Here is a 19294-nt window from a genome sequence, read left to right on the forward strand (position 1 = left end):
TGTGGTCACCTTTCGTCCAGGGCAGAAGTTGAAGGCCCGAGTTGAGGCTTATGCTGGAACCAAGTCATAACGACGAACTACCCGTCATCCCGGGCAAACGCTATTTCACCATTGGTGAAGTCAGCGAGCTGTGTGCGGTAAAACCGCACGTGCTGCGCTATTGGGAGCAGGAGTTTCCTCAACTCAACCCCGTCAAACGCCGCGGAAACCGCCGGTATTATCAGCGCCAGGACGTGCTGATGATCCGGCAGATCCGCGCGCTCCTTTACGATCAGGGGTTCACCATCGGCGGCGCACGCTTGCGTTTGTCCGGCGATGAAGCCAAAGACGACACCACCCAATACAAGCAAATGATCCGCCAGATGATCGCTGAGCTTGAAGATGTACTGGTGGTGCTCAAGAAATAAAAAGCTGCGTTTGAATACTTCCAGTTTTCAAAAGCTTGCGATATATTCTTGAGCGCTCTTCGAGACGAAGGGCGGTTTCAAACCAGTCGGGGCGTAGCGCAGTCCGGTAGCGCGCTAGCATGGGGTGCTAGGGGTCGAGTGTTCGAATCACTCCGTCCCGACCATATAATTCAAGGGGTTGCGAGATTTTTCTCGCGACCCCTTTTTATTCTATAGCGCTTTTCCCCCTACAAAACGACTGGCTCTTGCTGGAATCTTCTATCAGAACGGCTTGCTCCAGCCCTTGCCTGATCGCGCTAATTGGATTGAAATAGGCTTGATGGCTTTATAGTGGCTTTTTCTACATTGCTCATTAACGATCGACGGCATTTTGGCCTCGATGCAGGGAGGCAAATTGATGCGAGCTCTTTTGAGGTATCCGACGCAGGTTGGCACCTTCTACATTGCCCACTCGACTGACGGGCGATTTCACCCAGTGTTTGATGATGAGAGCCTGGGCAGCTATCGAAGCATTACCCATGCGATGAATGATCTGACAAGTGATGCAACTAGCTCGGTGCTGCACCCCAAAACATTTGAGTTGCTGGATACTTCTGTTCTCGGATTACCAGATAATCCTGGCGAGTGGATCCGCGTTTAGGTTTCATACGTCCCATGGCGTCGCTTCTCGGGTGCCTGCGGGCAACGTTCCTTATTTATTTACTTTCTTAGAGCGTCGTATGGTGAGTATGAAAAAAATAGGTTTGTATGCGGGGATTTTAGGCGCTTTGGCGTCAGTAGCTGCGCTGGTATTACCAGGAACCGCCGTGTCGCAGAGTAGCAGCGGGGCAAATAGTCCAGTCATTTCTGGGAACGGCAATACCGTTAACTACCAGTCGCAGACTGGGTTCCCTAGCGCTGAAACAATCAGGGCACAACGCCCTAATATCAGTGAGCGGCAGTACCAAGCGATACAACCGGGAATGACGTATGACGAGGTACTAGAAATCGTGAAAATACCCGGTAAAGAAGCCGCAAGTACGGGGAGGGTTCAGGTCTACACTTGGGGTACTGAAGTGTATGTCTACATGACGGTGACACTGGTGGATGGCAAGGTCCAATCAAAGTCTCATTGATACCGATTCCCTTACTCAGGCGTCTTGTGGTGTCGTCGATGAGTAACTTTACCTTTTAGCAAGAATTTGCCGGCGCAGGACAGCGCTAAGTAAGCATTTTGTCCGTCATAAATATTAATGAGTTTCCTGCCTTCTTTCGTGCCTACAACTGGTCGAACGTGAACCACAAGGCGCGAGGGTATCCGGGCGACATATATCCCGCCTTCCCATGGATAAAGTCGTTAGAAGATCGTGGCAGTTGGCTTGTTAAACAGCCGATAATTACTGAGGCTCCGACGGACTATGTCCGTGAGCTTCTCGCCTGGGGGGCCGGAAAGAACGATCCCCGAATGAGATTTGAGGTCGGTCTGGGCAACGTTTCACTGCTGAGTATCTTCGAACCAGTAGTTGCCAATATCGGTAGTCCAAAGGCCGCGATCACTGCGGCGCTTCAGATCCCCGGGTGCGGGTTGACCTACGCATCGAAGCTGCTGCGGTTCTTGCGGCCGGATGTGCACGCTAGCCTTGATGGGCGTATACGCGAAGCAATGCTTAAAGCCGGATTGCTTAAAAAAATTTACGACAGTAATGAAAATTCGATGGTCCGAGGCTACGTTGCATTCCAGGCCTTCTGCGCTGACCTGGTTACGCAACTCGATGAGGCGAAGATCGCCCGGCTGGGATGTAATCTTCTGGCGGCGCCAACAGAGACAGGCTGGCGAGTGGCAGACGTAGAAATGGCGTTGTTCACTTGGGCCGACCGCTCGAACCCAGGATCAGGTGCTGAGAGCCAGATAACTAACCCTCAGTGAAAGAAGTGTGGCCCGTGCCTTGGCCGCAATCAGCGTTATAAGCCTTTAAAAACCGTTACTTGATCAAAACAAACGCCCGCACGGCACCAGCAGCCTGGAGAAGGAAAATCCTCCTTGTGCTAGCCAGCAGCCTAAGGGCAAGACCAATGGATCAACGAGCAATGAGCTTTAAACCTCGTTAGTGACTCCAAACGGAATATGTACAGATGGCACTACTGTGCTGGCTGAACGTAGATGGCCCGACTGGTCATCGAAGAAAATATGCGGTCTTAGCACACCCAATACCTTCCTTTTTTCGATACCACCCAGAAAAAACGCGTCATTGGCCATCACGCCCCAGCTTTTTAGCGTATTTAAAGCCCGTTCATGTGAAGGCGCATTGCGCGCTGTGACGATAGAAACACGGAAGCGATTTTCGTAACTGGGATCGGCTCTTTTGCGTTGCTCTTCTGCAGCCTGAATCTTCCCCATCCGCACGAGAAACTCCTGCAAAGGGCCAGGATTGTGTGGTTGCATCACGTTTTTAACCTCATGGGCATGAAAGTTCGTAAGACCTTGGCTTTGCATCACCGCCTCGGACTCGTCACCCGCCAATACCCCATCGAAGTCGAATGCAATACGCAGTGAGTTGTCCTGTTCGTCGTCGACGATCGTTGAGTCCAGCACTTGACCAGCAGGGTAGCGAGCCTTGATCGCGGCATCTACGTCCTCTTTGTTGGCAGACAGAAACAAGGCTATGTTCAACGCGGGAATGAACTCATAGGGCGAACGCCCCTGCATGAAAATAGCGCGAGTGATGCCCAGACCGTAATGCTCGATGGTTTTCATCACGCGCAGTCCTGTGTCGGGATCATTTCTGGATAGTAGAACCACCTCCACCAAGGGATCATTTTCGGGATCTGTGCTCAGGTCATTAAGTGATAGCAAGCGCCTGACGAATGAGAACGCAATACCCTTTGGCAAAGGAGTTGTCAGGTTTTCTTCTTGAAATTTTCGATAGTGTTGCTCACCTTGACTTCTGAATACTGCGTCCGACTCGGAGAGGTCGAATACGGCGCTAGATGCAACGCCGATGACTAGACGATTTTCTAAATCGTAGGGCATGAAATGTCCCTCTGAGTGATTGAGTACACGCGACCTTCCCTGTAGGTGTGGTCTGGATGAAGCTCTAAGGTAGCGCACGACGGGGTATGTTTGAGTGCCTGTTTTTCTGTCCACAGTGAATCTTCCACTATTGACTACACTCGACGAGCGGGCATCGCTTTGGCTAATCCTAAAAGTCACTAGAGCTGGCATTTGGACGACAGAGCATCTGAATGGACTTTTGATGAGGTCAGAATCAAATGCAAAGGCAAGGCGATTCGATTTTTCTTAGTGCTTCTGACTTGGTTGGGCATCTTAACTGCCGGCACTTAACGAGTCTTGACTTAGCTGTGGCGAATGGCGAGCTAGAACGCCCTGCTATCTGGGACCCATTGCTGCAGATTCTTTGGGAGCGTGGCGCGCGACATGAACAAGGCTTTGTCGAGCACCTACGATCCCAAGGTCTATCCGTGACATTCATTGACGGTATCGGAGTTGATGACGAATCGGTTGAGCGCACAAGGAGCGCCATGTTCGCTGGGGATGAGATCATAGTACAAGGCGCGTTTCGCGCGAATGGTTGGGTGGGGCGCACGGATGTCCTCAGGCGAATAGAGGCCGAGAGCGATCTTGGAGCATGGTCTTATGAGGTGATCGATACCAAGCTTGCTCGTGAGACGAAAGGTGGAACTGTCTTGCAGCTTTGCTTGTACGCTGATCTAGTCGGCACCATCCAAGGGGGTTGCCCGACACATAGCTATGTAGTTGCCCCATGGTCCGGGTATGAGCCACAGATGTATCGAATGGATGATTACGCAGCGTACTTCCGACGAGTCAAAAGCAGCCTTGTAGCTGCTATCGAGCACGCGGGGGAGGTGATCTATCCTGAACCGAAGGAGCATTGCGACATCTGTCGTTGGCAGAGTCGTTGCGACCGTAAACGTCGAGAGGATGACCATCTCTCGCTTGTGGCCGGAATCACCAAAGTACATATCGATGAGTTAAGGCGGCACGGCATAGAAACTATGACGGATCTAGCAGCTATGCCGGTTCCGCTTCCATGGAGGCCCTCGCGCGGGGCAGTACATTCGTACGAGCGGGTACGAGAGCAGGCGCGCATTCAGGTCGAGGGACGCGACACAGGGAACGTGCTTCACGAACTTTTACCTGTGACGGAAGGATTCGGTTTAGCGAGCCTACCCGAACCCTCAGTCGGGGATATCTTCTTCGATCTGGAGGGCGATCCATTTGCTGGGGAAGGCGGCCTTGAGTACCTGTTTGGTTATACTTTTATTGATGGTAACAATGGCATCGCTTACACGGTTGACTGGGCGCTATCTCGTGAGGAGGAAAAACTGAATTTCGAGCGTTTCATCGACTTCGTCATCGCTCGACAGGAGCAATACCCGGATCTGCACATTTACCATTTCGCACCCTATGAGCCGGCTGCTCTAAAACGGTTGATGGGGCGGCATGCAAGTCGTGAGGAAGAGATTGATGCTCTTTTGCGCTCTAAACGCTTTGTTGACCTTTACAGCGTGATACGAAATGGGCTACGAGCGAGCGTGGAAAGTTACTCGATCAAAAAGCTTGAGCCCTTATATGGTTTCATCCGAGATACAGCGCTTTCAGAAGCAAACATGGCCCTTGCTAAGGTTCAAGCATGTCTTGAGCTGGGAGATTTAGCATTCATCAGTGATGCTGATCGTTATGTTGTGACTGGATACAACCGAGATGACTGCGTATCTACATGGCGCCTTCGGGACTGGTTAGAAATACGGCGCACCAATTTGATCGATGTTGGCAATATCATTCTCCGACCGGAAGTGCCTGAGAGCGTGCCAAGCGAGGCCCTTGGTGAATGGCAAGAGAAGATCAATGGGCTTATCGAACGGTTGACGGACGGGGTTCCTACTGATGCGGCGGAGCGCACGGCCGAGGAGCATGCTCGATGGATTCTCGCGCATTCGCTCGACTGGCACCGCAGAGAACAGAAGGCGCTTTGGTGGGAGTATTTTCGCCTTTCCGACCTTATGGCAGAAGATTTGCTCGACGAGCGAGCTGGACTTTCAGGTCTAACATTTGTGGGTGTGAATGGGGGAACCGCTAAGGCCCCCATTCATCGCTACAGCTTCCCTCCTCAAGAAACGGAGATGCGCGGCAGTGAGGATTTGCACACTTTAGGAGGCAGGAAGCTAGGCAGCGTCGACGCAATTTCTCTGGATGAACGTTGGGTCGATATTAAGAAAAGAGGGGACAGTGCAAATATTCATCCTGAGGCAGTTTTTTCCCACACAGTTATTAATACTACTGTCCTCGCCAATGCGCTTGTTCGCATCGGCGAACATGTCGTTGCTCATGGGATGGAGGGAGGCGGACCCTTTCAGGCCGCTCGTGATCTTCTGATGCGTCTGCCCCCTCGTATAGGCAATCAACCGATCCAGCATGATGGTGAGCCTGCCCTAGATGCCGCACTCCGTGTTGCGGCACATATCGAAAGTGGACTGCTTCCAATCCAAGGGCCGCCAGGTGCCGGCAAGACGCACACAGGCTCACGCATGATCTGTTCTCTCGTACAAACCGGGAAGACTGTTGGAGTAACTGCCAATAGCCACAAGGTCATCCGCAATCTTCTCGATGGAGTTGTGAAGGCTTCTGAAGAAATGGGAATTGAAGTTTGCTGCTTTCAAAAACCTTCGGAGATGGAACCAGATCAGCAGCGATTGCGGTTTGTAAAAAGTAATGCTGATTTGCTAAGCGCCATCGGCAGCAGAGCAAATGTGGCAGGAGGGACTGCTTGGCTGTGGGCGTTGCCTGATGCAGCACACTCCGTAGATGTACTGTTTATTGATGAAGCGGCGCAAATGGCGCTTGCGAATGTAATTGCGGTATCACAAGCGGCGAATAGCGTTGTGTTGCTAGGCGATCCGCAACAACTCGATCAGCCGATGCAGGGTAGTCATCCAGAAGGCACTGATGTTTCAGCTCTGCATCATATTCTTGGTGAAGAGCAGACGATTGCGCCTGACCGAGGTCTTTTTCTTGCGGAGACATGGCGTCTTCATCCGGATATTTGCTCCTATACGTCCGAACTATTCTACGAGGGGCGTCTTCATCCTCGCCCAGGATTGGAGGTTCAAGCAATTCGCTCACCCGGACGCCTCAATGGTTCAGGCCTCCGCTATGTTGCAGTCCTTTCTGAAGGCAATCAGAGTTCCTCGCCGGAAGAGGCTGATTGCGTTCGAACGCTCGTGGAGGAAATCCTTGCGTCAGGCACGACCTGGATCGACAGGCATGGTGTTGAGCGACTGATATCGCTTCAAGATATACTAATCATTGCTCCCTATAATGCGCAGGTGTTCGAGCTACAGGATCGCATTTCGGGAGCTCGGATCGGAACGGTCGACAAATTCCAAGGACAGGAAGCACCGATCGTTATTTACTCGATGACAACATCAAGCTACGTCGATGCACCGCGTGGAATGGAGTTTCTCTACAGCCTAAACCGACTGAATGTCGCTACATCACGTGCGAAATGTGTTTGTGTACTCGTTGCGTCGCCTACATTGTTTGAGGCTCAATGCCGAACACCCCGCCAGATGCAACTCGCCAATGCTTTCTGTCGGTACGATGAACTTGCGATGAGAATATGAGAAGAGCGTACTAACCCTGACTTCTGAGGGGCACGCCGCGCAAGGTAATGGATACAGTGGTCAAGTTATTTTGAACGCTGGCTTGGGTTTATCCGGCCAGTGATTCAGCCTCTGCTGACGTCCTATATTGTGGGCAAAAATCTTCGGGAAAGTAGATGTCATATTGAAGGACGGTGACGCTATGCAGATAGCCACTTCATCATTAAAGGTGAGCAATTCGAGACGTATAGAATGTTTGCGGGTAACGCCTCGTTGCCGATGATGATGCGGTACTCTCATATCTCACCTGACTATTTACAGGGAACCATTCAGTTCGGTCCGACACTACAATAAGCTAAATTCCAATTGTCAGGGAGTGGAAATGAGGAAAACGGTAGATATCAGCAAAGTTGCCGGGATTGAGTATCACGGTAGTTCTGGAATTACTCAGAACTCCATCGACGCCATCGTGAATATCATCAACTCTGGCGAGCAGATCAAGTCAGCCTGGATTTTATCTTGGTTCGATGGAAGCATTGGTGAGCATAGTTTTTTACTAAGTATATTCCCTGCGCGACAGGTGCTTATAAAGACAGGCTTCACGTCGGGGTATTCAGGAGAGGGGCCGAGTGGGCTTTCCACCGCTCTGAAGATCCTACAACTGCATAGAGTAGAGATTGAAGAGTACGACATCGATCGAGCGATGAAGCATCGGATTGAGGCTGGATGCCTACTTTCATCTGATTTGGAAAGACTGGAAAAATCTCGCCCTATTCGTCCAACTAGATTCTACGACTACATCCTACGACAACCAAATTTGCCGCAAGAAACTGACGTCCGTGATGTTCAGCAATGCTTTCCTGCTGCTATCAATTTAGGGCTTCTCGACGAGAGACTTGTAGAGTTGGCGATCAGCCTCCTTGAGAGTCCGGACTCAGCGATTAATACCGCCTTTCGTCGATTAGAAGACATTGTCAGAGATAGAGTAGGCATTTACGACAAGAGTGGCACTCATCTGTTCAAGAAAGCTTTTGAGGGCGACAAGTCCCTGCTCCACTGGAACGATCTGGACGGCGGCGAGCAGGCAGGAAAAGCGGGACTGTTCGTGGCGGTTTTTCTTGCCTACCGTAATCCCCGGGCTCACCGTGAAATCCTCTGCAATCCCCAGGAAGCCGTGCGCGAGTTCATGCTGATCAACCAGCTCTATCTCTTGGAAGCATCGGCGGTGGAGCGGATCACCAACGTCGTCTCCTCTGAATGAGGAGCGGAGTAAGCGCTGGTTATGAATCGCCCCAGGTTTCGTAGACACCTCTTTGCCTTAAACTGACCGTCTTGGCGAAGGGCTGTCGGTGCTGTCCGGGCGATGTGGTCGATTCCATTGGCAGCTCTACTGGCGCGTGTCTAAACTTCAAAGTGCTATCATCGCCGCGTCCAAGTGTCATAGATTAGAAAAAGCGAGCGTTGTAGATGGCAAGGATGATTCCGGAGCATGGACCACACCACACTGAAAGCTACGGTGAGCGTCACCTGTACTCAGTCCTCAAATCCCAGCTACCTGACGAATACACCGTAATCCATAGCCTGCCATGGTTGTGCTCCGCAGTAAGCAAGCTCGACAAACGAGCGAGGCCGACAGGAGAGATTGATTTTCTGATAGTCCATCCAGAAGATGGGGTCTTAGCCCTTGAGGTTAAGAGTGGTGTTTATCGAATCGAGAATTCTTTCTTTGTACATGTCCGCAATGGCTACAAGATAGACCCGCTCAGTCAAACCAAAAAAAATGTCCATGGATTCGCGTCGTGGCTTGGTGCTGACCCGGCACTAGGCCTGAAAATCGGATACGGGTTTGTTTTTCCTGATTCGGATTTTGATCGATCTAATATCCCAGGAATGTACGATACCCAATCCAATCCGCCTCAGTCGCTCTATATAGATTTTGAGGCGTACCCTGACGTCGCTCAGAAAATCATAGACCTCATGAAGTATTGGAAGAGAGCACTTCGAAATTCTGATTTGGGTCCTTCCAGAACCCAAGAGCTGATCGACTACCTTGCGCCAAAAATTGATGGTCAGCCTCGGTGGGCGAGTCGAATTCGCTATGACAATAAAGTTTGGCTTCAGTTAACAAGCGAGCAAAGTTTGGTCGTCCGTTCTGTGCTGAGGAACAAGGACTCACTGATCACGGGCTGGCCAGGTACTGGGAAAACCTTGATAGCTATCGAGGCTGCGAGGAAACTCTCGGTGGAGGGCAAGCGGGTATTGGTCCTCTCATTCAATGCACGGCTCACTGAGCATATTCGTGCGCAGCTTGAAGGCTATCGAACCTGCACAGTGATGACTTGGCACGGTCTCTGCCGTCAAGCAGCAAATGCGCTGAATCATTTATCGGAGGGGGAGGAGTGGTATAAGGTCAAGTGTTTAGAAGATCTCGATATCGCTATTAACAAGGGATTGCTAGGAGAGTATGACGCCCTTGTCGTAGATGAATCGCAAGCCTTAGCAGAATCTTGGTGCAAGACGCTTGTAAGTTGGTTTGATGGGAAGCCAAAAGCATTTTTCTGCGACGAAACTCAAGTATTCAAATTCGAACGCAACGGCGTGACCTTAGACGGCTTGACGGAGATTTTAGGAGTAGCTGCTTTTCCGCTTTCGATCATCTTACGCATGCCGAAAGCAGTTACCGAAATTCTTTCAGAGGTAGTTCCTCCCAAGATCCAGTTGTCCTCACCACGAGTAGCTGAACCGGAAACTGCGCTTGAAATCATCACGTTGACCCCCTGTGAGGAGCTTCTACGTATTAAGTCTGAACTAGTCGCGGGTGGCGTTGGTTCTGAGAATATCGTCGTTTTGACAGGGTCGATAATTGATAGGCAGTATTTTGATTTTTTGAAAGCTGAGAAACTAGCTACTGAAAATATAGCGAAATTTCGTGGTTTAGAAGCTGCCGTTGTTATTGTTTTGGGCGCTGAAGCATTAGATACAGCCGAGCTTTTCAGCGCCTACTCCCGCGCAACGACGAAGTTTGTAGCTATTTACAATGCTCATAATCGTCAATGGAAAGGCCGTCTGGATTTTCAATCGCGGTTGCAGGGGAAGCCTGAAAGTGCAGCGATTTTGAAAAAAGCCCAAGTCCCGCTTCGCATTAGGAATATGGTGGCGCGTTGCACTTCTATTAGACCCTTGGGCATGAAGAGCTTGGATGTAATGTGGGCTGGGGATTGGGGGGCGATGCTGGTTGAATTTAAAGCGCACGAAACTCAACTCGTACTATGGGTTAATTATCTGTCCCGAACTATCTCTCATCCTATATTTATATGGTATGGAGATACGCTCACTAAATTTTACATGGTTGTGCCCGAGTTAAATGGAGAGATTGAATCGTGTGGTCATTATTCTCTGGCTATGGAAGAGTGCAAGGCATGCGGTTCCCTTACTCCGCACAGTGATACTGCGAAAATCAAGTGTGCACTTTGCTATACGGTGGAGAGCAGGTTGTTGCCGCCCGATCAGGATATCATCGACCAAATTTCTTTGTATGATGCAGTGATCACCTCGAGGCTGCCGACACATCAGACTCTACAGTTGCGACCCCATCTTCCTTTAGAGGTGGCAGCAGTAGCAGCACTGATGCGCGCGAATAAAAATAAAGTTCGAAGCAATATCCTCTTGGTCCAATTACCTTCCGGACGAAACCTGTATGCGACCGCGTTCGTGTTTGCACAATCCAGGATCGCAGTCTGCTTGCCTAAGACAACTATGTCGGTAGATGTTCTCGCGGATGAGATTTACTATCGCTACAGGGAATTGGAGCAGATTTCGCTAGCAGAGTGGCGTTCAATTGTTGCGAGCGCCTTCGCCACTTTCAAGCAGAAAGGTTATGTGGTCAGAATTGGTAAAAAGCTATATCAGCCCGTGGAAGATGTAGATGCACCAGTACCTAAGCGGTATGCCAATGATTAATGAGGATGTGCGCAGATGGTGGCTGGTAGAGAATTTAGTGCTGCTCCCAGGGGTAGGTGAGGGGAGTTATGGTCGTTCGAAGTCAATGTCAGAGGTCCTAGACCGCATGCCTGGCGACTCCTGTGTTGGGGGGCTCTGTTATCTCGGCTAATCGAGGTAGCCGTCCATGAGCTTCGACGTTTTTGCGCTCTTTAGCCATTGACTCACTAGCGCGTGAGGCTCGGTTAATTGATAGGGGGCTTCAAACGTTCCCCGGACTATAGGTGAGTTCAAATCAGTGCCAGTCGTGGCGAGCGAGGTGTCACGGTCGAGCACCTGGAATCGGACATTGCCTTCGACCTGAGGAAGTTTGGGTTTGGGTTTGCGTTGCAGTTGTTTTTCCGATTTGGCCCCAGAGGGCCACGGCCAGGCCAAGGAGAGGGATGCCGGGTTTGCAGCAAGCTTTGGCGACGGCGACGTCGGAAACACCAATGTCGTGGGCTAACTTGACCATGGGCATTTGCCATACTTTTTCGAACAGTTCCGCAACGGTGACGCTTACGAATGCGTACATGCAGTCTTTCACTGATGGTGATTTTAGCCATAAAACGGACTACCCCTACTTTTCCCCCCACAAAAATGCCGGCTCTTGATGGACGTTCCTAGACTTTCGTAGAGCAGAACACCGCTGGAGCTCAAGTTAATACTTGCTTAGAAAAATCCAGAGTGAAATTTTGGAAGCTTTCAAGAAGTATAAAAAAGAAGATGGGGTGCTAGGGGTCGAGTGTTCGAATCACTCCGTCCCGACCATATTTCCTGAATAAAATCAGACACTTAAGCCGATCATCCAGATCGGCTTTTTTGTGCTTGCACAAAATCCGCGCAAAACTTGCGCAAAACTACCCGGTGATTTCGCTGATATTCAGGTCAGGGATTGCCTCTGACCAGACGATTTCTGCGTGGTCTTTCTGGAAGCTCTTCGTCATGAGCGCGCTGGCGTGGCCGGCGATCCTCTGACCGTCTTTCGTTAAAAAGAAGTCTGATATAAAAGCGATTAAGGCTATTCATTTGAGGCCAACACCAAATCAAGAGTTATCACAGAGGTCCATTGAAGCGCTGCTCACAAGATTGGGCTTGGCTGACATTCCAGTTATTTTTCACGTGCCGGGAAGGCTGCAGCCTGATTTCCTCTTCGCTGCGGCTTTCTCTGACCGTTCCGCATTGCTCTTGGCCATGGCCTACCTCTTCAATTCCGCTGGTCGGACAAGTCCAGCCAGGTCTGTCGGCCTCGGTGGTGGGCACGCTTGGTGATTCGTCTCACGCAGCTACCTTCAACTGGTGCCATGCACCTCCTTGTGTGACCGTGCTGGCACAGTTTGATGGCACTATCGTGTCAATTCGGTTATGTTTTCCCTTCGGCATGAGGCCGATGGAGGGGGACATGGCTACTAATCGTGAAATTGCGTTGGAGCAGGCGCTTGTCGCAACGTTTGCTGCAGCCAAAAAACTTGGTATCGATCAAGGCACATTGCAACAAGAGTCTCGTGAGATTATTCAGCGCTACAGCCAGTTCGTGGAGCTGGATCAGCCTCATGTCGCCGACGCTCGAAAAGAGCTGGCAGGTGCTTGGGATCAGTTCAAAGCAATTGCGGGCAAATAATTTCGTCCTCTGGCTCACCGGGTGAGTCGTGCAGGATTCGCAAGCTTTCGTTGCGGAACTCCTGCGACACCTTTCCAACAATAATAAAAGGTGTCGTGACACTCCTGAGCATCAATGCCGCAGTTCCGAACTCCGCGGCGATCACATTCCGCAACAGGTTCTGATACGCCTCCTGCTGGTTGTTGAAACCGTGTTCTTTGATCTGACGCCTCAGGTCGGGCTTGAACACCCCGGCGACCTCAACCGTAAACTTCTCGACGCTGTTTTGAGCATTGTGCTTATCGCCGTGGGTTTTTCGCCTACGGATCTACTACGGCTCAAGGCGCGGCATTGATCGCGGGGGTATCGCCTCAACTGCGGGTGGCGTAATTCAGATGCTGAGTCCGCAGGTAAAGGGTTTGTCGCAAAGCGCATCTCCTGAAAACTCACCGTCCTACACCTTTGGCAGCGCCAAAACCACAACAGCGAGCGGCAAACCGGTACCGATCTGCATCGGCGAGCGTCGATGGGGGGGATGATCATCTCGGCCTCGATCCTGGCTGAAGACAAAGTGTAAGCAGAACAGCAGTAAACCAACCGCCCGCGAGGCGGTTTTTTTATGCCTGGAGGAAAGCATGGGCGCAGCGCAACAGATCGAGATCTACGGCGAGAGGGCGGCAGCAGCAAGCCGAAGTCGCCGGTAGAAGCCAGCGACAGCCTAAAGCTGCTGATCGCCGTGGGCGAGGGCGAGTTTGATAGTGTCCCAACCGATTACGACATCTACCTGGACAACACGCCGATCCGCGATGCCAGCGGCAACTACAACATCCCGAACGTGAAGTGGGGCTGGCGCCCGGGCTCGGTGGATCAGGCCTACATCCCGGGCATGCCGTCCGTGGAGAACGAGACCTCGCTGAACATCGAGTTGCGCAGCGATTCGCCATGGGCGCTTATTACCGAATTCCGCTACCGCAAAGTTGCGGTTCAGCCTGACACACTGTTCGTGTCGATATCCCAGTCTGGCGAAACAGCCGACACCCTGGCCGCCCTGCGTAATGCCAAAGAACTCGGATTTCTCGCCAGCTTGGCCATTTGCAACGTCAGCATCAGCTCGTTGGTGCGAGAGTCCGACCTGACCCTGCTAACCCAGGCGGGTCTCAGCGCCTGGAACTGTACGCACCAAGGGTTTAAAAGGCTGGACGTTTTCATTGAAGTACGAGGCGACGTCCGAAACGCTCCTGGCCATTCAGCCTCGCATGCGTGTTCGCGGATAACTCCGAAAGGGATCCCCCAGGACGCCCTGGCCGAGGCATTCCATGACAGCTCTTTACCCGTTCGGGGCGGGGGTATTGATGCAACAAAACTCGGATGCACTCGTTCGCTCCGCTGGTTGCCGTTGGGCGCGGAGGCGAGTGCATTCGGGATAGGTCGGGAAATTGATGACTAGTTGCGCGGACTCACTGCGGTACGACACGCAGAAAAAAGCCCGCGAGAGAGGCGGGCTTCAGGGAGGGGCTTCAGAGGCAGTCGGATTTGCCTATCTGAAACTCGACTACCGGTGAGCTGGTTGAATCTTTGTAGAGGAGGTCAATGGCAAGACCCGATTTCACGAACTGTCCCAAACCTTTTTCATTACAGAAGGCAGTAGCTGCAAGCGCTCTTGCGTCTTTGGTGAATTCATCAGAATCGATTTCGTCTTTCGTAACTTTTGTGAGTGTGTAAGAGATACGCATGACTTCATCGCTGTAGGTCACAGAATCGGCACGAATTGAATCGTCAGATACTTTTCCGGACTGGACACTCATGATGAGCGCGAGCCCCTTGAGTTGGCGCTCCCGCTCCTGCTTTTTCTCTTCCGGGCCAGATTTTGCGTGCCATACCTGTACCAGGATAAAGAGCAAAGTCATTGCCGAAAAAAATATGATTATTCCGCGATACTGTTTCAAGTGAGATTACCGTAGCAAAAGGCCATTACTCATTTGACCATGCCGGTAGCACCCTCTCAAGTCGGAGCAGTTACAACATTGACACCGCAAAATGCTCGACAGCATCCATCCGTTCAGCGGACTGTCTCTGGACGTCGAGGGAATCCAATTCTGGTACGATTGGAGAATGCGCGCAGCACGCCTCAATGCAGAACCCTGCGACTCTCACCAATCCTGATCCGGTCCAGCGCCCGGTTCAATGCATCCAGTGCATCCAGAAGCGCCTTCGCTTCTGCCTCTCGGCCATCGCCCCATAAACGTTCCGCCATTTTGTTCAGGGCCTGGATTGAGCGTTCGATGTCAGCGGCGGTCGCTGATGTCTGGGGTTGCGCTTCTTTACTGGGCATACGGTCATTCATCTGAGGGTATTGGCAATCCCCAGCATGATCGGCGTTCATTGCCGTTCAATCCAGTGGTTACTGTTTCGGCTTGCTCTGAATATCTTCCGAGTCGCTGGAAGTTGCCGCGTCTTTCTCGGTTTCTTTCGATTCTGCACCCGAATTCGAACCCGAGGCTTCTTCACCTTTCTTGTTGGCTTTTTCTTCGTTGGATTCGGATTTGTTGCTGGATTGATTCACGCCCGGAATGGCCGTGGGCGGCGCGGCTGATCCTGCTTTCTCGCTTGCCAGAGTCAAGCCAGAGCCAGCCAGCATCAGGCATGCAAACGTCAGGGTTGCAATCTTCTTGTTCATTTTTTTGGCCTTGCGCTGAGGGGTGTACCGCATTGGAGGCGTCAGTCGCGCCAAGGTGCTGGCGGTTGGACGAACGGTTGTCTCTGCGCAAATGCGGCAAATTGCTGGCCCCCAGGTTTTTCCTTACCGGGCAAAATCGCCTTTTTTCAAAAGGTTAGGTTGGCTATATGCGGACGATTGTCATAACCGTTGCAACGCTTTCCCTGGCTGCCTTCGCTTCGGCCACTGAAGCGAGGGAGTTGAGCAAGAGTCACCGGTTCGCCTGTACCTGGGGCTCGGACATCGCTGCCGGGGCGCAGCAGTCGAAACTGTCGGGGATTTCGTTGTATGGCGCGCGCAAGCAGTTGCAGGTACGCAAGTTCCAGCAGCCGTGGATGCGCATGACGGCGATGGGGATTACCGAGCAGACCTACAACAGCTCGTCGAAGCTCAAGCCGGCGGCGGTCAAGCAGACCTATTACGAACAATGCGTGCGGCATGAGCTGGCCCAGCGATAAATCAAAAAGCCCAGCCTGAAGCGGTTGGGCTTTTTCATGCCTGACGAACCGTCAGCGCTACTTGTCTGTCTCGCAATTGACCATCCACGACACGCCAAAGCGATCGACCAGCATGCCGAAGCGGGCGGCCCAGAACGTCGCTTCCAGCGGCATGTCGACGCGACCGTCCTTGGCCAGCGCATTGAATACCCGCTCGGCTTCGGCAACGCTGTCGACGTTAAGCGATATTGAACAACCGCTCATGCCGCCGGTTGGCCGGTCGGGCGTGGTGTCCGAGGCCATGATCATCTGGTCGCCGACTTTCAGGCAGGTGTGGATCACCAGATGATGATGCTCTTTCGGTACGTGTTCGGCGGCGGGTGTTTCGCCGAAGGTCATGATTGCTTCGAGTTTGCCCTGCAAGGCTTGTTCGTAAAAGGTGAAAGCCTCGCGGCAGTTGCCGTTGAAGATAAGGTAAGGATTGATTCGCATGGCGGCGTTCCTGACAGTAGGCGCGGAGAGAGGCGATGTTCGCCAGGTTCCGCGAAAGGCGGTTAAACCATAGCAAAGCATTGGACGTCGCAACGGCCAGAGTTTTCCAGATGTTTTTCTTCTGAAAACGCCGCGCTTCAGCACGGATAAAACCTGCGGAGTACCATGGCACCTGTATGACCTTTCGAGCTTAATCTGGCATGCCTTTGATTTCCCGCTTCCACGCTTTGTTTGATCAGGCCCGGCGCGCCTTGCTGTTGGTCTGGGCAACATCACGCGGGTTGTTTCTGGGCCTGGTGCTGGCGACCTTGATTGCGGGGGTTCTGCCGGCGCTCGCCGCGTGGTTGGGTCAGCGCATTGTCGATGCGGTGGTGACAGCGATGCAGTTGCACGCGCAGCAGGGCGATGCAGCGCTGTGGCCGGTGTTGCGTTACGTGTTGATGGAAGCGGGGGTACTGGCGCTGTTATCCGGTACGCAACGGGCGCTGTCGGTGCAACAATCACTGTTGCGAGTGCAATTGGGGCAAAAGGTCAACACGCTGATTCTGCAAAAGGCGCAGACGCTGTCGCTGGTGCAATTCGAGAATTCCGAGTTCTACGATAAGCTGGTGCGCGTACGCCGCGAAGCCTCGACCCGGCCGCTGGCGTTGGTGATGAAGTCGCTGGGGCTGATCCAGAACCTGATCATGCTGATCAGCTTCGGTGTGCTGCTGGTGCATTTTTCGCCGTGGGCACTGCTGTTGCTGGTGATCGGCGCGTTGCCGGTGTTCTTTGCCGAGGCGCATTTCTCCGGCGACGCTTTCCGCTTGTTCACTCGCCGGGCCCCGGAGAGTCGGCAGCAAAATTACATCGAAACCTTGCTGTCCCACGAGGCCTATATCAAAGAGGTCAAGCTGTTCGGCTTTGCGCCGTTGCTGCTGCAGCGCTATCGGGACACTTTTGCCAAGCTCTACGCCGAGGATCGGCGCCTCACATTGCGTCGCGATGGCTGGGGGTTCGGCCTCGGACTGCTCGGCACCGGAGCGTTCTACCTGGCGTATGCCTGGGTGGTGATCGATGCAGTGCATGGCAATATCAGTCTCGGCCAGATGACCATGTACCTGGTGTTGTTCAAGCAGGGGCAGAGCGCGGTCGGCAGCAGTCTGAGTGCGATCAGCGGCCTGTACGAAGACGGTCTGTATCTGTCGAATCTGTACGAATATCTGGCCGAACCGGTGCTGGCCGATTCCGGCCATCTCACCGTCGGCGCGCAACCGGGCGATGGCCTGCGCTTTGAAAACGTCGGTTTCCGTTATCCGGGGGCCAGCCGTTCTGCACTGGAAGGCATCGACCTGCACCTGGTGCCGGGCAAGAGTGTGGCGCTGGTGGGGGAAAACGGCTCAGGCAAGACCACGCTGATCAAATTGCTGACGCGCCTGTATCGGCCCGACCAGGGACGCATCCTGCTTGATGGCAGCGATTTGCAGGATTGGGATGAGAACACGTTGCGGCGGCGTATCGGGGTGATTTTTCAGGACTACATTCGCTACCAGTTCACCGTGGGCGAAAATATTGGCGTGGGCGATACCTCGGCGTTCAACGATGAATCGCGCTGGCAGGCCGCAGCGGCGGAAGGCATGGCCGCGCCGTTCATTGAAAGCCTCGACCGTGGCTATGCCACGCAGCTGGGCCGCTGGTTTGCTGGCGGTCAGGAGTTATCGGGCGGGCAATGGCAGAAGATTGCCTTGTCCCGGGCTTACATGCGCCGCGATGCCGACATCCTGATTCTCGACGAACCGACCTCGGCGCTGGATCCGGCAGCGGAAGCGGCAGTGTTCGAGCATTTCAGCCAGCACACCGAAGGGCGCATGACCCTGCTGATTTCCCATCGTTTTTCCAGTGTGCGCAACGCCGATCAGATCATGGTGCTGGAAGGCGGACGGATACTCGAGCAGGGCGCTCACGACAGCCTGATCACCGCCAACGGACACTACGCCAAACTGTTCGATCTGCAGGCTCGCGGCTATCGCTAGGAGTTCTGCGCGTTGCGTACCAGTGCGGGGCCGGCCACGCGCGGCGCGGGTTTTGATTGCATCAGCGCGTCGATCGCCTTGCGATAATTCTGCCCGCCCAGCGCCATGCTGTTGTTATGAGTGGCGCCTGGCACCAGCAGCAGTCGTTTCGGTGGTTGGGCGGCGTTGAACAGCTGCTCGCTGAAGCGCGGCGGCACGAACGCGTCGGCCATGCCGTGCACCACCAGCAGTGGCATGTGAATTTCGGCGATCTTGTCGATGGAGTCGAATTTCTGCGACAGCAGCCAGCGCACCGGCAGCGAAGTATTGGCCACGGCGGCGGCCACGTCGGCGAGAGAGGTGAACGTCGACTCGATCACCAGGCCTTTGACCGGCAGCGGGGTATGGTCCCGAGCAGCGTCCTGGCCGAGTTCGGCGGCCAGATCAATCGCCACGGCACCGCCCAGGGAATGACCGTAGATCAGGCGTTTGCTCGGGTCGGGCTGCAGCAGTTTGAAGCGTTCCCACGCCACACGGGCGTCTTCGTACACGCTGCTTTCCGAAGGCAGGTCACCCTTGCTCTGGCCGAAACCACGGTAGTCGATGGCCAGTACCGAGTAGCCGGCCGCGCGCAACTGCTCGATGCGGAACAGCTGCCCGGTGAGGTTCCAGCGCACGCCGTGCAGATAGAGAATCGCTGGAGCGTTCGGCCGTTCTGCGGGCCACCACCAGGCATGAATATTCTGCCCGGCCTTGAAACTCTTGGGCTGCAAGTCGAGTTCCTGCACGCTGCCCGGCAAGCCGTGATACCAGCCGGCCGTGCCCGGTTCGATGCGAAACAGCAGTTTGCGCTCGGTGTGTTCGAGCACCGCACAACTCGTCGGCACGCCAATGATCAGCGCAGCCATGCAGGCGAACGCCAGACGGCGGCGGCGCAAACGAGTCATGAAGGACAGGAACATTAAACGGTTCACCACAGCGCAGACAAAGAAGGCTTTTTACCAGAAGGCTCGGTCTGCGCGTGATTTTTTCGACCACCGTCTACTCGCAAC

The 19294-nt window shown here is 53.3% G+C and carries 17 protein-coding genes, 1 tRNA gene and 5 pseudogenes; 15 read left to right on the top strand and 8 right to left on the bottom strand.

The window, feature by feature from the left end:
- From ihfA to ACIP8I_RS19970, 6 genes and pseudogenes are all read left to right on the top strand, one after another.
- A pseudogene (gene ihfA / locus ACIP8I_RS19945) lies at window positions 1-70 on the top strand (integration host factor subunit alpha); the annotation flags it as partial.
- Window positions 51-407 (top strand): MerR family transcriptional regulator, encoded by a 357-nt coding sequence (locus tag ACIP8I_RS19950; protein WP_003179985.1) that lies wholly within the window; start codon window positions 51-53, stop codon window positions 405-407. The pseudogene ihfA and the gene ACIP8I_RS19950, both read left to right, overlap by 20 nt.
- 87 nt (window positions 408-494) lie before the next feature.
- Window positions 495-571 (top strand) — tRNA-Pro (locus ACIP8I_RS19955).
- Window positions 572-804: 233 nt separating this feature from the next.
- A complete protein-coding gene (locus tag ACIP8I_RS19960; protein WP_400763266.1) occupies window positions 805-1047 on the top strand; it encodes a hypothetical protein in 243 nt (80 codons plus the stop codon).
- A 79-nt stretch (window positions 1048-1126) separates the two neighbouring features.
- A complete protein-coding gene (locus ACIP8I_RS19965; RefSeq protein ID WP_400763268.1) occupies window positions 1127-1522 on the top strand; it encodes a hypothetical protein in 396 nt (131 codons plus the stop codon).
- Between the two features lie 329 nt (window positions 1523-1851).
- A complete protein-coding gene (locus ACIP8I_RS19970; RefSeq protein ID WP_400763271.1) occupies window positions 1852-2313 on the top strand; it encodes a hypothetical protein in 462 nt (153 codons plus the stop codon).
- Between the two features lie 168 nt (window positions 2314-2481).
- Here the strand turns inward: ACIP8I_RS19970 and ACIP8I_RS19975 are convergent, their stop codons facing one another.
- Entirely contained in the window at window positions 2482-3417 is a 936-nt protein-coding gene (locus ACIP8I_RS19975; protein ID WP_177105192.1) for a 5'-nucleotidase, read from the bottom strand.
- A 239-nt stretch (window positions 3418-3656) separates the two neighbouring features.
- On the opposite strand from ACIP8I_RS19975, the gene ACIP8I_RS19980 reads away from it, so the two are divergent.
- The 3 genes from ACIP8I_RS19980 to ACIP8I_RS19990 all read left to right on the top strand — a co-directional run bounded on the left by ACIP8I_RS19980 (window position 3657) and on the right by ACIP8I_RS19990 (window position 10988).
- Window positions 3657-7049, top strand: coding sequence for a TM0106 family RecB-like putative nuclease (locus ACIP8I_RS19980; RefSeq protein WP_400763274.1), 3393 nt, complete (start codon window positions 3657-3659; stop codon window positions 7047-7049).
- A 361-nt stretch (window positions 7050-7410) separates the two neighbouring features.
- A complete protein-coding gene (locus ACIP8I_RS19985) occupies window positions 7411-8289 on the top strand; it encodes a TIGR02391 family protein (protein ID WP_400763276.1) in 879 nt (292 codons plus the stop codon).
- Window positions 8290-8495: 206 nt separating this feature from the next.
- Complete coding sequence (locus ACIP8I_RS19990; RefSeq protein WP_400763278.1) at window positions 8496-10988, top strand: NERD domain-containing protein; 2493 nt, start codon at window positions 8496-8498, stop codon at window positions 10986-10988.
- Between the two features lie 878 nt (window positions 10989-11866).
- Here ACIP8I_RS19990 and ACIP8I_RS19995 read toward each other — a convergent pair.
- Window positions 11867-11992, bottom strand: a pseudogene (locus ACIP8I_RS19995) (integrase); the annotation flags it as partial.
- A gap of 416 nt (window positions 11993-12408) precedes the next feature.
- On the opposite strand from ACIP8I_RS19995, the gene ACIP8I_RS20000 reads away from it, so the two are divergent.
- Window positions 12409-12627, top strand: coding sequence for a hypothetical protein (locus tag ACIP8I_RS20000; RefSeq protein WP_367085121.1), 219 nt, complete (start codon window positions 12409-12411; stop codon window positions 12625-12627).
- On the opposite strand, the gene ACIP8I_RS20005 is transcribed toward ACIP8I_RS20000, so the two are convergent.
- The gene (locus ACIP8I_RS20005; protein ID WP_400763281.1) at window positions 12605-12856 is read right to left on the bottom strand and encodes a hypothetical protein; all 252 of its coding nucleotides are present in this window, start codon (window positions 12854-12856) and stop codon (window positions 12605-12607) included. The genes ACIP8I_RS20000 and ACIP8I_RS20005 overlap by 23 nt on opposite strands.
- 112 nt (window positions 12857-12968) lie before the next feature.
- Here ACIP8I_RS20005 and ACIP8I_RS20010 point away from each other — a divergent pair.
- The 3 pseudogenes from ACIP8I_RS20010 to ACIP8I_RS20020 form a co-directional block, all read left to right on the top strand.
- A pseudogene (locus tag ACIP8I_RS20010) lies at window positions 12969-13183 on the top strand (tail assembly protein); the annotation flags it as partial.
- Between the two features lie 58 nt (window positions 13184-13241).
- Window positions 13242-13552: pseudogene (locus tag ACIP8I_RS20015) on the top strand (hypothetical protein); the annotation flags it as partial.
- A 9-nt stretch (window positions 13553-13561) separates the two neighbouring features.
- Window positions 13562-13762, top strand: a pseudogene (locus ACIP8I_RS20020) (SIS domain-containing protein); the annotation flags it as partial.
- Between the two features lie 361 nt (window positions 13763-14123).
- On the opposite strand, the gene ACIP8I_RS20025 reads toward ACIP8I_RS20020, so the two are convergent.
- From ACIP8I_RS20025 to ACIP8I_RS20035, 3 genes are all read right to left on the bottom strand, one after another.
- Window positions 14124-14552 (bottom strand): hypothetical protein, encoded by a 429-nt coding sequence (locus tag ACIP8I_RS20025; RefSeq protein WP_400763283.1) that lies wholly within the window; start codon window positions 14550-14552, stop codon window positions 14124-14126.
- Between the two features lie 182 nt (window positions 14553-14734).
- Complete coding sequence (locus ACIP8I_RS20030; protein WP_367086171.1) at window positions 14735-14938, bottom strand: hypothetical protein; 204 nt, start codon at window positions 14936-14938, stop codon at window positions 14735-14737.
- A 69-nt stretch (window positions 14939-15007) separates the two neighbouring features.
- Entirely contained in the window at window positions 15008-15283 is a 276-nt protein-coding gene (locus tag ACIP8I_RS20035) for a hypothetical protein (RefSeq protein WP_400763285.1), read from the bottom strand.
- A 167-nt stretch (window positions 15284-15450) separates the two neighbouring features.
- Here ACIP8I_RS20035 and ACIP8I_RS20040 point away from each other — a divergent pair, with 167 nt between their 5' ends.
- On the top strand, window positions 15451-15780 hold the full coding sequence (locus ACIP8I_RS20040) for a hypothetical protein (RefSeq protein ID WP_400763288.1): 330 nt from the start codon (window positions 15451-15453) through the stop codon (window positions 15778-15780).
- Window positions 15781-15837: 57 nt separating this feature from the next.
- Here the strand turns inward: ACIP8I_RS20040 and ACIP8I_RS20045 are convergent, their stop codons facing one another.
- On the bottom strand, window positions 15838-16251 hold the full coding sequence (locus tag ACIP8I_RS20045; protein WP_183780942.1) for a VOC family protein: 414 nt from the start codon (window positions 16249-16251) through the stop codon (window positions 15838-15840).
- 200 nt (window positions 16252-16451) lie between these two features.
- Here ACIP8I_RS20045 and ACIP8I_RS20050 point away from each other — a divergent pair, with 200 nt between their 5' ends.
- Entirely contained in the window at window positions 16452-18263 is a 1812-nt protein-coding gene (locus tag ACIP8I_RS20050) for an ABC transporter ATP-binding protein (protein WP_400763291.1), read from the top strand.
- Here ACIP8I_RS20050 and ACIP8I_RS20055 read toward each other — a convergent pair.
- Entirely contained in the window at window positions 18260-19204 is a 945-nt protein-coding gene (locus tag ACIP8I_RS20055) for an alpha/beta hydrolase (RefSeq protein ID WP_400763293.1), read from the bottom strand. The genes ACIP8I_RS20050 and ACIP8I_RS20055 overlap by 4 nt on opposite strands.
- Between the last annotated feature and the right edge of the window lie 90 nt (window positions 19205-19294).

This window comes from Pseudomonas sp. NPDC088414, from assembly GCF_044753325.1.
Classification (GTDB): Bacteria; Pseudomonadota; Gammaproteobacteria; order Pseudomonadales; family Pseudomonadaceae; genus Aquipseudomonas.

Coding starts and splice junctions, on each gene's coding strand:
- ACIP8I_RS19990 (WP_400763278.1), top strand. CDS start 8,496: ATGGCAAGGATGATTCCGGAGCATGGACCACACCACACTGAAAGCTAC.
- ACIP8I_RS19975 (WP_177105192.1), bottom strand. CDS start 3,417: ATGCCCTACGATTTAGAAAATCGTCTAGTCATCGGCGTTGCATCTAGC.
- ACIP8I_RS20040 (WP_400763288.1), top strand. CDS start 15,451: ATGCGGACGATTGTCATAACCGTTGCAACGCTTTCCCTGGCTGCCTTC.
- ACIP8I_RS20050 (WP_400763291.1), top strand. CDS start 16,452: ATGCCTTTGATTTCCCGCTTCCACGCTTTGTTTGATCAGGCCCGGCGC.
- ACIP8I_RS20055 (WP_400763293.1), bottom strand. CDS start 19,204: ATGTTCCTGTCCTTCATGACTCGTTTGCGCCGCCGCCGTCTGGCGTTC.
- ACIP8I_RS19980 (WP_400763274.1), top strand. CDS start 3,657: ATGCAAAGGCAAGGCGATTCGATTTTTCTTAGTGCTTCTGACTTGGTT.
- ACIP8I_RS19970 (WP_400763271.1), top strand. CDS start 1,852: ATGAGATTTGAGGTCGGTCTGGGCAACGTTTCACTGCTGAGTATCTTC.
- ACIP8I_RS20035 (WP_400763285.1), bottom strand. CDS start 15,283: ATGAACAAGAAGATTGCAACCCTGACGTTTGCATGCCTGATGCTGGCT.
- ACIP8I_RS20030 (WP_367086171.1), bottom strand. CDS start 14,938: ATGCCCAGTAAAGAAGCGCAACCCCAGACATCAGCGACCGCCGCTGAC.
- ACIP8I_RS19985 (WP_400763276.1), top strand. CDS start 7,411: ATGAGGAAAACGGTAGATATCAGCAAAGTTGCCGGGATTGAGTATCAC.
- ACIP8I_RS20045 (WP_183780942.1), bottom strand. CDS start 16,251: ATGCGAATCAATCCTTACCTTATCTTCAACGGCAACTGCCGCGAGGCT.
- ACIP8I_RS19960 (WP_400763266.1), top strand. CDS start 805: ATGCGAGCTCTTTTGAGGTATCCGACGCAGGTTGGCACCTTCTACATT.
- ACIP8I_RS19950 (WP_003179985.1), top strand. CDS start 51: ATGCTGGAACCAAGTCATAACGACGAACTACCCGTCATCCCGGGCAAA.
- ACIP8I_RS20000 (WP_367085121.1), top strand. CDS start 12,409: ATGGCTACTAATCGTGAAATTGCGTTGGAGCAGGCGCTTGTCGCAACG.
- ACIP8I_RS19965 (WP_400763268.1), top strand. CDS start 1,127: ATGGTGAGTATGAAAAAAATAGGTTTGTATGCGGGGATTTTAGGCGCT.